Origin of the sequence: Streptomyces bambusae, assembly GCF_019400985.1 — a bacterium.
GTDB lineage: Bacteria > Actinomycetota > Actinomycetes > Streptomycetales > Streptomycetaceae > Streptomyces > Streptomyces bambusae_A.
In genome coordinates, this window is the sequence record NZ_WTFF01000216.1 from 1 (window position 1) to 12,783 (window position 12,783).

General features: G+C 72.2%; 10 protein-coding genes and 1 pseudogene. 5 read left to right on the forward strand and 6 right to left on the reverse strand.

Features of this window, described 5'->3' with window-relative positions; genetic code table 11:
• Nucleotides 1-584, reverse strand: a pseudogene (locus GPJ59_RS25185) (hypothetical protein); the annotation flags it as partial.
• A gap of 1,557 nt (nucleotides 585-2,141) precedes the next feature.
• Here GPJ59_RS25185 and GPJ59_RS25190 point away from each other — a divergent pair.
• The 3 genes from GPJ59_RS25190 (at nucleotide 2,142) to GPJ59_RS25200 (ending at nucleotide 4,644) form a co-directional block, all read left to right on the forward strand.
• On the forward strand, nucleotides 2,142-2,900 hold the full coding sequence (locus GPJ59_RS25190) for a GOLPH3/VPS74 family protein (protein ID WP_219669978.1): 759 nt from the start codon (nucleotides 2,142-2,144) through the stop codon (nucleotides 2,898-2,900).
• A gap of 401 nt (nucleotides 2,901-3,301) precedes the next feature.
• Nucleotides 3,302-4,186 carry a helix-turn-helix domain-containing protein gene (locus tag GPJ59_RS25195; protein ID WP_219669979.1) on the forward strand — a complete coding sequence of 295 codons (885 nt, stop codon included), beginning with the start codon at nucleotides 3,302-3,304 and terminating at the stop codon, nucleotides 4,184-4,186.
• Between the two features lie 245 nt (nucleotides 4,187-4,431).
• Nucleotides 4,432-4,644: a DUF397 domain-containing protein gene (locus tag GPJ59_RS25200; protein WP_219669980.1), complete on the forward strand. Its 213-nt coding sequence runs from the start codon at nucleotides 4,432-4,434 to the stop codon at nucleotides 4,642-4,644.
• 165 nt (nucleotides 4,645-4,809) lie between these two features.
• On the opposite strand, the gene GPJ59_RS25205 is transcribed toward GPJ59_RS25200, so the two are convergent.
• Nucleotides 4,810-5,709, reverse strand: a complete 900-nt coding sequence (locus GPJ59_RS25205; protein ID WP_219669981.1) for a hypothetical protein — start codon at nucleotides 5,707-5,709, stop codon at nucleotides 4,810-4,812.
• 201 nt (nucleotides 5,710-5,910) lie between these two features.
• On the opposite strand from GPJ59_RS25205, the gene GPJ59_RS25210 reads away from it, so the two are divergent.
• Nucleotides 5,911-7,182 (forward strand): aminotransferase-like domain-containing protein, encoded by a 1,272-nt coding sequence (locus tag GPJ59_RS25210; RefSeq protein ID WP_219669982.1) that lies wholly within the window; start codon nucleotides 5,911-5,913, stop codon nucleotides 7,180-7,182.
• A gap of 42 nt (nucleotides 7,183-7,224) precedes the next feature.
• Here the strand turns inward: GPJ59_RS25210 and GPJ59_RS25215 are convergent, their stop codons facing one another.
• Nucleotides 7,225-7,593, reverse strand: a complete 369-nt coding sequence (locus GPJ59_RS25215; RefSeq protein ID WP_219669983.1) for a helix-turn-helix domain-containing protein — start codon at nucleotides 7,591-7,593, stop codon at nucleotides 7,225-7,227.
• Nucleotides 7,594-7,651: 58 nt separating this feature from the next.
• Entirely contained in the window at nucleotides 7,652-8,716 is a 1,065-nt protein-coding gene (locus GPJ59_RS25220) for a helix-turn-helix domain-containing protein (protein ID WP_258024886.1), read from the reverse strand.
• 458 nt (nucleotides 8,717-9,174) lie between these two features.
• On the opposite strand from GPJ59_RS25220, the gene GPJ59_RS25225 reads away from it, so the two are divergent.
• Nucleotides 9,175-10,503: a hypothetical protein gene (locus GPJ59_RS25225; protein ID WP_219669984.1), complete on the forward strand. Its 1,329-nt coding sequence runs from the start codon at nucleotides 9,175-9,177 to the stop codon at nucleotides 10,501-10,503.
• Between the two features lie 72 nt (nucleotides 10,504-10,575).
• Here GPJ59_RS25225 and GPJ59_RS25230 read toward each other — a convergent pair whose 3' ends face one another.
• Nucleotides 10,576-11,445 carry a geranyl diphosphate 2-C-methyltransferase gene (locus GPJ59_RS25230; protein WP_219669985.1) on the reverse strand — a complete coding sequence of 290 codons (870 nt, stop codon included), beginning with the start codon at nucleotides 11,443-11,445 and terminating at the stop codon, nucleotides 10,576-10,578.
• Between the two features lie 20 nt (nucleotides 11,446-11,465).
• Nucleotides 11,466-12,779, reverse strand: coding sequence for a family 2 encapsulin nanocompartment cargo protein terpene cyclase (locus GPJ59_RS25235; protein ID WP_308120473.1), 1,314 nt, complete (start codon nucleotides 12,777-12,779; stop codon nucleotides 11,466-11,468).
• Between the last annotated feature and the right edge of the window lie 4 nt (nucleotides 12,780-12,783).

Consider the following 12,783-nt stretch of genomic DNA (forward strand, 5'->3'; position numbering starts at 1 on the left):
GCTGCCGGGCGTGCGGCGGCCTTGTCCCCGGCGGCCCGGTCGCCCGGCTGCGCGCCGGGGCGGCCCTTGGGGGCCGACTTCGGCGGCTGCTGCCCGGTGCCGGTACGCGGCGCGTCGTCGGTACGCAGCGGTACGAAGGTGCTCGACCGCCCGCGGTCACTCCCGGGCCCGGCCTTCGGCCCGCTCCGGGGGTCCTTCCGAGGATCGGCCTCGGCATCGCCCTCGGGGTCGGCCTTGGTGGCGCCCTTGGGACGGTCCGCGACGCCCGGGCGCACGGCCCGGAACACGGTGGTCTTCTCGCTGTCGTCGTCCGCCGCCTCGTCGGCGGAACCGGAGCCCGTCGCCGCCTTGTCGGCCTTGCCGGCCTTGTCGGCCTTGTCGCCCGGGGAGACGGGCCGCAGGACGGCCGTACGGTCGGACTCGGCCGGAGGGGCGGAATCCGGGCGCGGGGCCCGGAAGACGGCGGTCCGCTCGCTGTCGTCCGGCTCCTGAACGGAACGCTCGGGGCGACGCCGGGGCTCGAACAGCGACCGGGACTCCCCGGAGCCGGCCTTGCGCTCCGCCTCAGCCGAACCGGAATCCACGCGCGGCGCCCGGAACACGGCCGTGCGCTCACTGTCGGCGGGCTCCTCAGGGGCCGGTCGCGGCGCCCGGAACACCGCAGTCCGCTCACTGTCGCCCGAGTCGTCCGCATCGTCCGACGCGGCGTCGGCGGGGGCGGGGGCAGGAGTGGCGGGACGCTTCCGAGGCTCGAACAGCGACCCCGCGGTCGACCGAGGAGCGCTGGGGCGCGCCTCCGCACCCTTCGGCTCCGCCGGGGCCTCAGCAGCACCCTGCCCCCCACGACGCCCCGAACCGGAGCCATCGCCCGCGGCAACCGCCCCGCTCTCCCCGGCCCCGGCCGAACCCGCCCGGGAGTCTCGCCGCGCCTCGGAAGCGGAATCGGCACGGGAGTCGCCGGAGGCCGTAGCGGCTGAAGCGGAGTCGTCCGACGCAGCATCGGCGGGCGTCGCCGAACCGGAATCGGCGCGGGAGCCGCGTCCGGGGCCGCCCCCGGCGGCGGAGCCGGAGCCGGCCTTCACGGACGCATCGCCGGAGCCCGCAGCGGCGGAATCGGCGTCGCCCGACGCCCCAGTGCCGCCGGAGACCCGCGCGGACTTCGCCACGTCGGCGGCCGCCGTCCGGCTGGACCCGCCGGCAGACGCAGTGTCTTCCGACGGCGCGCCTGCGGGCGTCGCCGAAGCGGAATCGGCACGGGCAACGCCGTCGAGGCCGCCCTCGACCTCGCCGCCACCCGCCGCGGAGCCCGAACCGGCCTTCACGGACGCACCGCCGGAGCCCGCAGCGGCCGAAGCAGCGTCGCCCGACGCCGCCGTGCCGCCGGAGACCCGCGCGGACTTTCCCTCACCGGCAGCCGGCGCCCCGGCGGACTCGTCGGCAGACGCGGTGTCGCGGGAGTCCGCGTCGGCGGCGTCCCGCTTCGTCGGGTGCGCGGACCGGTCGAGGTCCGCCTCGGTGGCCCGCTCGTCCCGCGCGGCCGCGGTGCGCGGAACCGAATCGGCGTCCCGGGCCGTCTCCTCGGCCGAAGCCGTCTTCGGCGCCGCGTCCTCCTCCGCGGCCGGAGCTGCGCCCGAAACCGCAGCGCCGCCCGAAGCGGAGGTCTTGTCCGAAACGGAGGTCTTGTCCGAAGCCGCCACCTCGTCCGAAGCGGAGTCCTCGTCGGAAACCGTCACCTCGTCCGAAGCGGAGACCTCGTCCGAAGCCGGAGCTTCGTCCCCCGCCGACCCCGAAGTCCGCTGCGCAGCAGTCGTGGAGGTCGTCGCCGAGGCCGCGGCGGCCTTGCGTTCAGGTTCCGGGTCGCGGGGACGGAACACCGACAGGCGCGGGTCACGTTCCTTCCCGGACTCCCCGGACCGGGCATCTTGCTCTACCGACTTGTCGGGGGACTCGCCCGCCACCAGTTCCTCCTCGATCGCCGTCCGGCTGTCCGAACCGTCTAACAGTGTCCCGTCTCGGGGGCATCGCCCCCGTGCTAGACGAGAACGACATAGCTGCCGGTTCCCCCACAAAGCGTCCAGGCGCTCTCGACAGATGAATGTGAGAGGCGTCACCCTGTCACTCATCCACGCGGGGAGGCATGGATGGGCAGGAGCCGCAGAACAATTCCCGAGGAGCTTCTGCTGCTCGCCTTGGACCCGACCACGGGAACCACGGCGCAGCCGCAGTCGCTCGACCTCGGCCTTGCCGGGGCACAGCTAGTGGAGCTGGCCCTGGCAGGACGGATAGCCCCTGACGGGGATCGTATCGCCGTGGTGATGCCACGGCCGACAGGAGATCCGACCCTGGACTCCGCACTGGAACTGCTGCGCCGTCGCGGCAGCCCGGTACGGGCCGTCCACTGGATCGGCGGACCCCGGCTGGGGCTCCGCCAGACGTACCTCTCGCACCTGGAGCGGTGCGGCATGGTCCATGCCGTGGCCGGCCAGATGTGCGGGGTGCTGCCGACGACTCGCTACCAGGCGACCGACACGGCGATCAGCCGGGAGATCCGCGCCCGGCTCGACAGTGCGATCCGTACCGGCGTTCCGCCGGACCCGCGGACCGCGGCGCTCGCCGCGCTGGCCCATGCGGTCGGCCTCGGCAAGCACCTGTACCCCGGCAACGAGGGGCGTTCGTCCAGGTCCCGGCTGCGGGACCTGATTCGGCACGACCCCATGGGCGGCCTCGTGGCGCACGCCGTGATGGACGTCCAGAACGGCGTGGCCGCCCAGCCGCGCCGCGAACGCGCCTCGGCGGCACACGCGGCACACGCCGCCGCTGCCGCCGCGCACACCCCGGCCGGTTCGGTGCCGTTGCAGCCGCGCCGCACGGGTGCGATGGCGCGCGCAGCCGCGCACTGAACCGCGCCCGGACTGGACCGGACCGGACCGGCAACGTCCGGCACGTCCGGCACGTTCCACCAGCACGACCGGCCCGGCCGGTACGACCAGTACCACCAGCACGACCAGTACGACGCGTTCGAGCAGCACGGCCAGTACGGCCAGCACGACCGGTACGACCAGTACGACCAGTACGACGAGCTTGACGCGTTCGACCAGTTCCGCCCGTTCCGTCCGACCCACCGGACCCGGTACGGGAGCCGCCAGCGCGCGGGGTGGCGTGGCCGTTTGTTCGGTCGCGCCACCCCGCGCGTCTGCATATACGCATTTCGCCAGCGCAAGAACGGACTTCGATGGCAGTCTGCTCACGAGTCACATACGCACAGACATGACAGACATGAGCAAGCGGAGGTGCCGTTCCCGTGGCGTCCAATGTCAATCCCACCGTCCGACGCCGCCGACTGGGCATGGAGCTGCGCAAGCTCCGCGAGGACAAGGGCATGACGGCCGAGCAGGTCGCCGAGCGCCTCCTGGTCTCCCAGTCCAAGATCAGCCGGCTGGAGAACGGCCGCCGCTCCATCAGCCAGCGCGACGTCCGCGACCTGTGCGACGTGTACGAGGTGGAGGACCGCCGGCTCGTCGACTCCCTCATGCAGATGGCCAAGGACTCGCGGCAACAGGGCTGGTGGCACGCCTTCGGGGACATCCCGTACAGCGTCTACATCGGTCTGGAGACCGACGCCGCCAGCCTCCGTACGTACGAGCCGCAGGTCGTGCCCGGCCTGCTCCAGACGCCGGAGTACGCGTCCGCCCTGATCCGGGGCGCGCTGCCGGAGACCGCGCCCGCCGACATCGACAAGCGCGTGCAGGTGCGCATGCGGCGCCAGCTGCGGCTGTCCGAGACCGAGAACAACAACCCCGAGCTCGGCCCGCTGCGCCTGTGGGCGGTCATCGACGAGGCGGCGCTGCGCCGGCGCGTGGGTGATCCACAGGTGATGGTCCGGCAGCTGGAGCACCTGATAGAGCAGTCGGAGCAGCCGCACGTCACCGTCCAGGTGATGCCGTTCGAGATGGGCGCGCACCCCGGCGTGAACGGCCAGTACGCCATTCTCGAATTCCCGGACACGTCCGACTCGACCGTCGTCTACATCGAGGGCGTCACGAGCGATTTGTACCTGGAGAAGGCGAACGACGTACAGCGGTACAGCGTGATGTACGAGCACTTGCGGGCGCAGGCCCTCAATGTCGACCAGACCCGCGAGTTCATCTCCGCCATCATCGGAACCTATGCGGGCAAGGCCAAGTAAACGAAGGTCAAGCGGAGGAAAAGCGGAGGAAATCGGGCAGGTGGCGGCGGGGCCGGCACGGTACACCGCCACCACCCGGCCATGGAAGACCTGGCTGGAATATGCCATCCGGATGGGTGAATGCCCTCATCACCTGCCGAGTACTGCGGGTAGCGTCGATCACGTCGACCGGAAACGTTCCGGAAACACGGAATTCGGTGGTCGACGCCCCCCCATCGAAACAACTCGCTGAACCGGAGAAAAACATGGCTATTCGCCTGGGCGCCACGGAAAACTGGACCAAGTCCTCCTACTCCGGCGGAAACGGCGCGTGCGTCGAGGTCAAGTCCCCCGTCACCGAGGCCATCGCCGTCCGCGACTCCAAGGTGCAGGACGGCCCGTCCCTCGCCTTCGCGCCGGGCTCGTGGAGCGCCTTCGTCACCGAGGTGACCGAGGGCCGACTCGGACACCGCGTCTGAGTTCCGCCCGACCGCAGCCGCCCCTGCTACTTCTGTCCGCTTCCGCACCCGTGTCGTTCGCCTGACACAAGCCCTCTCGACTGGCTCGCCGTCTCAGCCGAGGGGGCTCTGGCGTGTCTGCGGCCGTTCGTGTCTGCGACCGCTCGTGTCTACGACCGCTCGCGTCTACGACCGCTCGTGCGGGGCCTGCCGGAGCTGGTCGACGTACCGGTCCGTGCCCGGCACCGTCGGGATGAACGGCGCCACCAGCTCCACCCGCCCCAGCCCCGACTCGGCGACCTCCGCGTCCAGCCCCTGGAAGCGGTCCCAGCAGTCGCGCGGGTCGGCCTCCAGGAACCACAGCAGCGTCAGCCGGGTGTCGACGCCCTCGACCTGCTTGACGTACGTCATGCGGTCACCCGGCAGCGGGGTCGGCCGGAAGACCGTCACCATCGCCGCCGGTGAGCCGTGCTGCAGCCGCCGCGGCAGGGCGCGCGAGCGCAGCCACTCCAGCAGCTCCGCCCGCTGCTCCGGCCCCTCCGCGTCGACGACCTGCACGACGAGACCGGCGTACGGGTGGTCGAGGGCGTGGAAGTCGCGCGGGCCGGCCGCTCCGTCCCGGTAGACGGTGGCCTCGTGGTCCTGGAAGGACGTGAAGACGTGCGTCCGGTCCTGGTAGACGCGGGCGTCGCGGTTCAGCCGCTTGTTGATGCCGACGGTCCACTTCATGTGCTCGTCGTAGCGGCCGTCGGTGATCCAGTACGTCGAGATGTAGCAGCCGGCGGTGACCGGCTGGGCGATCGCCGACTTCTCGGGGTAGCGCAGCTCCTGGAGGTCCCGGGTGGCCACCCAGCGGCGGCCGGCGTACATCCAGGGCATGGCCATGGCGCCGGCGTAGTAGTGGTCGTCCTCGTACCAGCGGTTGTAGGCGTACTCGTGGCCGGGATGCGGCTCCACCATCGTGATGAGGGCGTGGCCGGGGCGGACGCCGTACGGGCCCACGGCCGCGAGCGCGGCGTAGTCGTCGGCGCGGGTGTCGGTGGCGTCGGTGGCGACGGTGGTGTCGGTCGGCTCTTCTCTCTCCATGCCCACCGATGTACCTGACTTGCCGTCAGATGACGAGACCACGTGCGGCGTTCACTTCCCGGACAGGTAGGTGGCAGATGCATCTTCCGCCGCTAGGCTGCGGTCGCAACCGGCCGGATCCGGCCACGGAAAGCACCACCGAAAGAGCCGTCCGAAGAACCGTCGAAACAGCCGCCGCAAGAGCCGTCGAAGGAGCCCGCCATGCCTCCTGCCCAGCCCCTCACGCCCCAGCCCGCCACTCCCCACCTCCCCACCCGCTGCCCCCAGCCGCCCGCGGAATCGGGCGGTGCCGCCCTGCCGGCCTTCACGGCGCGCGCGGCCTCGGTCGGAGGCTCGCCCGTACGGGAGATCCTCGCGCTGACCGAGCGCCCCGGCGTGATCTCCTTCGCGGGCGGGCTGCCGGCCCCCGAGCTCTTCGACGCCGAAGGGCTGCGCGCCGCCTACGACGCCGCGTTCGCCGCCTCCGCCGCCCGGGCATTGCAGTACTCCACCACCGAGGGCGCGCCGGAGCTGCGCGAGGCGGTCGCGGCGCGGGCGACGGCGCGCGGACTGGCCACGCACCCGGACGACGTCCTGATCACCACCGGCTCCCAGCAGGCCCTCAGCCTGGTCACGGCGACGCTGGTCGGGCCGGGCGACGTGGTCCTGGTGGAGAACCCGACGTACCTGGCCGCCCTCCAGTGCTTCGGCCTGGCGGGGGCGCGGGTGGTGCCCGTGCCGTGCGACGAGGAGGGGCTCCTGCCGGACGCGCTGGAGGAACTCGTCGCGCGCGAGCGCCCCAAACTCCTCTACACCGTCCCGACCTTCCAGAACCCCACCGGCCGCACCCTGCCGGCGGCCCGGCGGGCAGCGGTCGCGGAGATCGCCTTCCGCCTCGGGCTGTGGCTGGTCGAGGACGACCCGTACGGCGAACTGCGCTACGAGGGCGCCGACGTGCCGTGGGTGGCGGCACACCCGGGAGCGGCGGACCGTACGGCGCTCCTCGGCAGCTTCTCCAAGATCATGGCGCCGGGGCTGCGGCTGGGCTGGCTGCGTGCCCCGGCCGCGCTGCGCCGGGCCGCCGTCGTCACCAAGCAGGCCGCGGACCTGCACACCTCGACCGTGGACCAGCTGGCGGCGGCGCACTACCTGAGGTCGTCCGACCTCGACGCGCACGTGGCGCGGGTCCGCACGGCGTACGGCGAACGCCGCGACGCCCTGCTCGCGGGCCTGGGCGAGGCGCTGCCGGCGGGCTCGACGTGGAACCGCCCGGAAGGCGGAATGTTCATATGGGCCCGGCTGCCGGAGGGCCGCGACGCCACGGCCCTGCTGAAGACGGCGGTCGCCCACGACGTGGCCTTCGTCCCGGGCGCCCCCTTCTACGCCACCACCCCGGACCCCCGCACCCTGCGCCTGTCCTTCACGACCCACACCCCGGCCGAAATCGCCGAGGGCCTGCACCGCCTGTCCGCGGCCGCGGCGGCAACGGCCTGAGCGGGCCCGGAGGGGGCGGGCCCCGCCTCCTCCCCCCCTCCCTCAGGCCGCTGACGGACTTCCGCCGGACGGCGGGGCGTCGCGTCGGCCGAGCCCCCGTGCCGTGAAGGCGAAGGCCGAGACGTCACCGTCCAGGTCGATGGCGAGCGACGCGTCGAGAGCCTGGGCCAGGCGGCTCAGCAAAGCGAGCGTCGGCACGGAGTCGCCGCCTTCGATGTGGGAGATCTGCGGTTGGCTCATCCCGGCACGCCGAGCGAGCTCCGCCTGCGACAGCCCCAGCTCGGTCCGGCGGTCGTATACGGCTTGCCCCAGAGCGAAGCCCTCCCCGGCCTCGACGTATGCGGAGGACTCCGCCACCGACTCGCCCAGGAGTTTTCTGGTCCGACGGGTCTTCCACTGAGCGTGGTTCACGGCCGTCCCTCCCTACGGTCGTAGCTGCGTTGATAACCCGCCGGCGGAGGCTTCCGCGCTAGGCAACCGCTTGCTCCTGGGCGATTCTGCAGTCGGCGCAGAGGCCCGGCTCCGAGGCGCGGATGACGCGCCCGCAGGGGCCCTGGCAGTCGACGATGCGCAGGAGGGGCGGCATGTCGGGCTGGGGTGGCGGAGTGGGGGCGGGGTCGGGGTCGGGGGCCGGGAGCGGCGGTGGGAGCTGGGTGGCGAGGCGGTACGCCAGGATGCCGGCTGGGTAGCGGAGGTCCGCGGGGAGACCGGCCGTGAGGGCGCGGCTGACGGCGGACGGCCGCATGCCGTTCTCCAGCCAGCGAGCCGCGTCCGGGGCGAGCCGGTGGATGTCCGCGACGGACAAGGTCAGGCGAGGGTCGGAGCTGCGGAGCTCGGCGAGGAGCTTCCAGGCCTGGCCGAGCGTGCGTGCCGCCTCGTCCGGAGCCTGCGCCCCTTCCGGTGCCTGCACCCCTTCCGGTGCCTGCGCCGCTTCCGGTGCCGAAGGTGATGGCAGGACTTCGGGCTCGGGAGTCGGGTCCGGGGCGGGGGCCGGGTGCGGGTCCGGGGCGGGGGCCGGGTCTGAGTCCGGGTGGGGGGCCGGGTCCGGGGCCATCGGAGGGCAGTCACCGCCGCCGTCCAGCCCGGCGTCGTACGGGCCGCCTTCGTACGGCCCGTCCCCGTCCAGGCCGCCGTCGTCCGGGGGCTCCGGGGGCGAGTCGTCGCACGTGGCGCGGGGCGCGTTGTACGAGAAGGTCCGCGTCACGAGCTGGCCGGACCGCAGCCGCTCCCGGTTGCGGGACAGGTAGCCGTGCACCTCAAGCTCGCGCAGGGCCTTCCCGATGCGGTACTCGCCTTCCGGCAGCTGCCCGGAGAGGTCCTTGATGCCGATGGGGGAGCCGGCCGGGAGCGACTGGATGTACAGGGCCAGTCCGCGTGCCATCAGCGACAGTTCGGGGTGCTGCGCGAGGTGGTTGCCCACCACCGTGAAGTGACTTTCGTGCCGGATGTTGACGTGGACGACACCGGATCGGAGGGATCCTGCCGGAATGGGGGACTGCGCGGACGTGCCCGCGCTAGGCTGCTGGAAAGCCATCGGGAAGGTGCTTCTTCCTCGTTGGTCAGGCCCTCGCATGGGAAGCCACTCCCGGCGGGGGCCGACGTATGTCTGGGTTGTCGCGGCGAGCATATGCCCGCAACCGGTGCCGATTTCCAGTCCAGTTGGGGCGATTCACCCGTCCGAGCGACGGACCCGCGGTTGGTTGGGTTGGTGGGTTATTTCCCCCGGTACTTAAGGGTTTTTACGTCGCGCGCGACCGTGACGCGGCCGGACCGGGTCGCGGTCACCTCGATGCCGTAGGCCTGCAGCCGTCAACACCGCCGGGCAGAGGCGGCTGGCGACTTCCGGTTCGTCGTCGACGCGGCACGCGGGATCCCGGCCACCCGCGTCCCGGTCCAGCGGGAGCGGGAGCGCGCGACCCGGAGCGCGGGCGGGCGAGCGCGCGGGCGCGGGTGGTGTGACCGTTGTCAGTGGGCGGGGGCAGGATGGTGATCATGGCTGCGACCACCCTTCCCATGACCCTGCCCGCCTCCGTCGTGGACGAGCACCGCGTCGACCTGACCGCCACCAAGCCGGCCGAGGGCTGGGCATTCCGGACCTACGCCGTCACCGCGAACGCGGCCGGTGAGACGTACGCGTTGTCCGAGGCGAGGCGCTACCGGGCGAAGTCCGACGCCGCCGACCCCTTCCAGATGGACTTCACGTACCACGTGCTCACCCGGTACGCCCCCGACGGGACGCCCACCGCGACGGCGCTGCTGGGCGGGGCGACCCGGGGCAACGTCCCGACGGGGCTCACCGAGGGATCGGACTTCAGCCTGGCCGTCCTCCCGGACGGGACGGTCGCGATGAGCTCCAAGCCGGGGAACACCCATCTCTTCTCGGCCGACCTCAGCCGGCTCGTGGAGTCCTGGCGTTCGCCCTGGGGCTGGGAGGAGGAGAGGGATCGTACGGGTGATCCGTACGCCTACTCGATCGACGTCACGCCCTCGGGCCGGCTGCTGTGCGGGGTTGCCGAGTACAAGGTGGACAACTGGGCCGGGCAGATCGCCAACCTCGTCGCGCTCTCCGAGCCCGGCAGCACGCTCGGCCCCGGCTCGAAGGCCACCCTGCGGGCCATCGCCACGCACACCGCGCGCACCGACCGGCAGACCGATGCGGACCTGTACCCGCACGTGGTCTTCGACGGCGCCCCCGTCGGCGGCAAGAACCGGCCGTCGCCCTCGCTGACCGAGATGGTGTCCACGGACGACCGCACCCGCTTCGACTACTCGGGCTGCAGGATGGGCCGCCCCGCGGCCATGGGGGACGACCTGTTCGTCGTGCCCGTCTTCGGGAAGACGTACCGGGCGGGCAGCCGCGGGCAGGTGTTCTCCTTCCTGCTGCTCGACGGGCAGGGAAAGGAGCGCGGGAGGCTGGAGGGCATGCACCGTTACGAGGACAGCCCGTTCACCGGGCTCTGCTACACACTCGTCGGCGATCCGTACCGGGCGCGGGCCTTCCACCTCAACCGCTACGGCCTGTACGCGTGGGACGCAGAGGGCCAGATGCGCGCGCGGATCCGTACCTCGGAGGCGCCGTTCAAGGCGCTCGTCCACTTCTCGCTGATGGGCTGCTCCCCCGCCGGCGAGCTGCTCCTCGTCCACCAGAAGCAGCACCTGCTGCTCCGGGTGCCGGTCCCGGAGGACGACCTCGGCGGTCTTGAGGATGCGGTGCGGGCCGCGTTGAAGGCGTACGGCCCGGGGCGCAACGCGCTGAAGCGGCAGTACGCCCCGGTGAACTGGCACTGGGTGGACGGCGCCGCCCCGGTGCACCGCATCTGAGTCCACCTGGGCGCGCGGCAGGGCCGGGACCGTCCGTTCGCATCGGTCCCGGCCCTGCCGCGCGGGCGTGTGTCAGACGCGGTCGGCCGCGATCAGGACGTACTGGAAGGAGCCGTCCTCGTAGGACTTGATGAAGGCCTCCTCGATGCCGGTGACCAGGGACGAGGTCGCCCGCAGCTTCCAGTAGGGGAGGGTGTCCGGGGTCAGGTCGATGACGGCCTGGGGGACCAGGCGGTTGTCGGCCATGGCGCGCAGGTACTCGCGGCGGGAGTGGATGTTGCACTCGAAGTGCGCGTTGATCTGGGAGACCCACTTCGAGGGCTGGCCGTAACGGGGGTTCCAGCAGCCGGTGATGGTCACGTAGCGGCCACCGACCGCGAGGATGCGGGAGTGCTCGGCCATCAGGTCGTGCAGGTCGACGTACATGCTGGACTCGTTGTTCCACGAGCCCGCGGCCTGGCCGGTCTCGAAGGGCATGTCGAGCATGTTGCAGACCCGGGAGCGGACCGATTCCTCGATCCCCAGTTCGCGGGCGCGGTTGTTGCCGAAGTCGGCCTGCTTGGTGGAGAGGGTGACGCCTTCGACGGTGCAGCCGAAGCGCTGGTGGGCCATGACCATCGAGCCGCCGCGGCCGCAGCCGGCGTCCACGAGCATGTCGTCGCGGCCGATGGCGCCGAGGTTGTCCAGGAGGACCTCGGCCTGCGCCGACTCCAGGCGGTGGAGCTCGGCGATCAGCTTCTTCTCGTACGCGTCCGCCGCCGGGTCCCCGAGGGCGGCGGTGTCGATGGTGCCGATGCCGTAGTGGTGGTGGTAAAGGCCGTCGACATCGCCGAGGCGCAGGTTCACGGGCCTGGCCTCTTCGTTCCAGTAACGGGCGATGTCCCCCTGGTACGGCGTCACCGGAGCAGGGACGAACGGGGTGGTGCTGATGGTGCTGGTCATGTGGACAAGTCCCCTCGTCATTACCAAAAGTCGGGCAGGGTGTAGCGATAGGTGTTCGTGGAGTGCCAGTAGTGGTTGCCGTCGACCCAGACCGCCACGCCCCGCAGGAAGCGCGCCACGCGAGGGTCGGGGAAGGCGGCGGCCAGCTCGGCGGCCGCGGCCTCGAACTCGTGCATGAGGTCGTTGTGGATCTCGACCGCCTTCAGGTAGGCCTCCTTGTCGGAGAGGCCCTCGCGTTCGGCGATGACCACCGGCAGGTTGAGGTGCTTGCCGGGGCTCTTGAGCTCCTTCATGTACGAGTAGAGGTCGTTGGCGATGGTGGTGGCGTTGCCGGCGAGGGCGATGACCCGCTGCATGGCGGGCAGGGCGTGCAGTTCCGCCGGGAGTTCGTAGCCGCCGACCGTGTCGGTGATGGTGGGGCAGGGGCGGAAGTTGTTGAACTGGCGCATCGCCAGGTACTCCGCCACCTCCGGGACGTAGTCCGTCTCGGCCCAGGCGGCCTCGGCGAGGTAGCCCATGTGCAGCCGGGCCATGTCGTGCCGGAAGCGGTCGGCCTGGGAGGCGGTGGCCGCCTGGAGGAAGTACTCCATGGCGGAGCGGTAGGAGCGCCGCGGGGCGTCCGAGTGGAGCGATGCCGCCCAGTCCGGCTCGTACTCCTTCGTCGTGTGGACCGGGTCGAGGGCGGTGTGGGCGAGCAGAAGCCTTCCGCCCAGGCCGACGGGCGAACCGCCGTGCTCCTCGCAGTAGACGTCGTCGACGACGTTCTCGGCGACCATCAGCCGGGTGGCGAGCATCAGGTGGTCGACGGTGGGCGCGTCCGGGTGGCAGGCGACCATGTAGCGGCCCACGGAGAAGCCGTCGAACTGGTCCTCCCACTCCGGGGGGTAGGCCTGGACCTCGTCCACCGCCCAGCGTTTGATCCGGCGGCTGACCTCCTCGACGCGGGCGGGGTCGGGCTCCGGGACGGGGTGGTGGTAGAGGCCGGGGATCGGGTTGCCCACGGCCGGGGCGGGCGGCTCCGGCGGGGCGGGCAGGTCCGACGCGACGGACACCCCCGAGGGTACGGACACCCCCGCCGGGGCGGGCAGGTCCACCGGTGCCGGCAGGTCCACCGGTGCCGGCAGGTCGGTGCGGCGGCCGAAGTGGAGGCTCACCGTGCCCAGGCCGCTGGGGCCGCTCAGGATCCGCGCGATCGCCGCGCTCGGTTCCGGCACCGCGTCCGGCACCGCCACCGCTGCCGTTGCCGTTCGGCCGGACGCCGGCACGGGCACCGGGCTCGGTACCGGCACCGGGCGCGCGCCCGATACCGGCTCCGACACCGGCACCGCCGCCACCGCC

Excerpts from the sequence above, each read along its gene's own strand:
- GPJ59_RS25230 (WP_219669985.1), bottom strand. The coding sequence starts at position 11,445 with ATGACCAGCACCATCAGCACCACCCCGTTCGTCCCTGCTCCGGTGACG.
- GPJ59_RS25205 (WP_219669981.1), bottom strand. The coding sequence starts at position 5,709 with ATGGAGAGAGAAGAGCCGACCGACACCACCGTCGCCACCGACGCCACC.
- GPJ59_RS25210 (WP_219669982.1), top strand. The coding sequence starts at position 5,911 with ATGCCTCCTGCCCAGCCCCTCACGCCCCAGCCCGCCACTCCCCACCTC.
- GPJ59_RS25220 (WP_258024886.1), bottom strand. The coding sequence starts at position 8,716 with ATGGCTTTCCAGCAGCCTAGCGCGGGCACGTCCGCGCAGTCCCCCATT.
- GPJ59_RS25190 (WP_219669978.1), top strand. The coding sequence starts at position 2,142 with ATGGGCAGGAGCCGCAGAACAATTCCCGAGGAGCTTCTGCTGCTCGCC.
- GPJ59_RS25200 (WP_219669980.1), top strand. The coding sequence starts at position 4,432 with ATGGCTATTCGCCTGGGCGCCACGGAAAACTGGACCAAGTCCTCCTAC.
- GPJ59_RS25225 (WP_219669984.1), top strand. The coding sequence starts at position 9,175 with ATGGCTGCGACCACCCTTCCCATGACCCTGCCCGCCTCCGTCGTGGAC.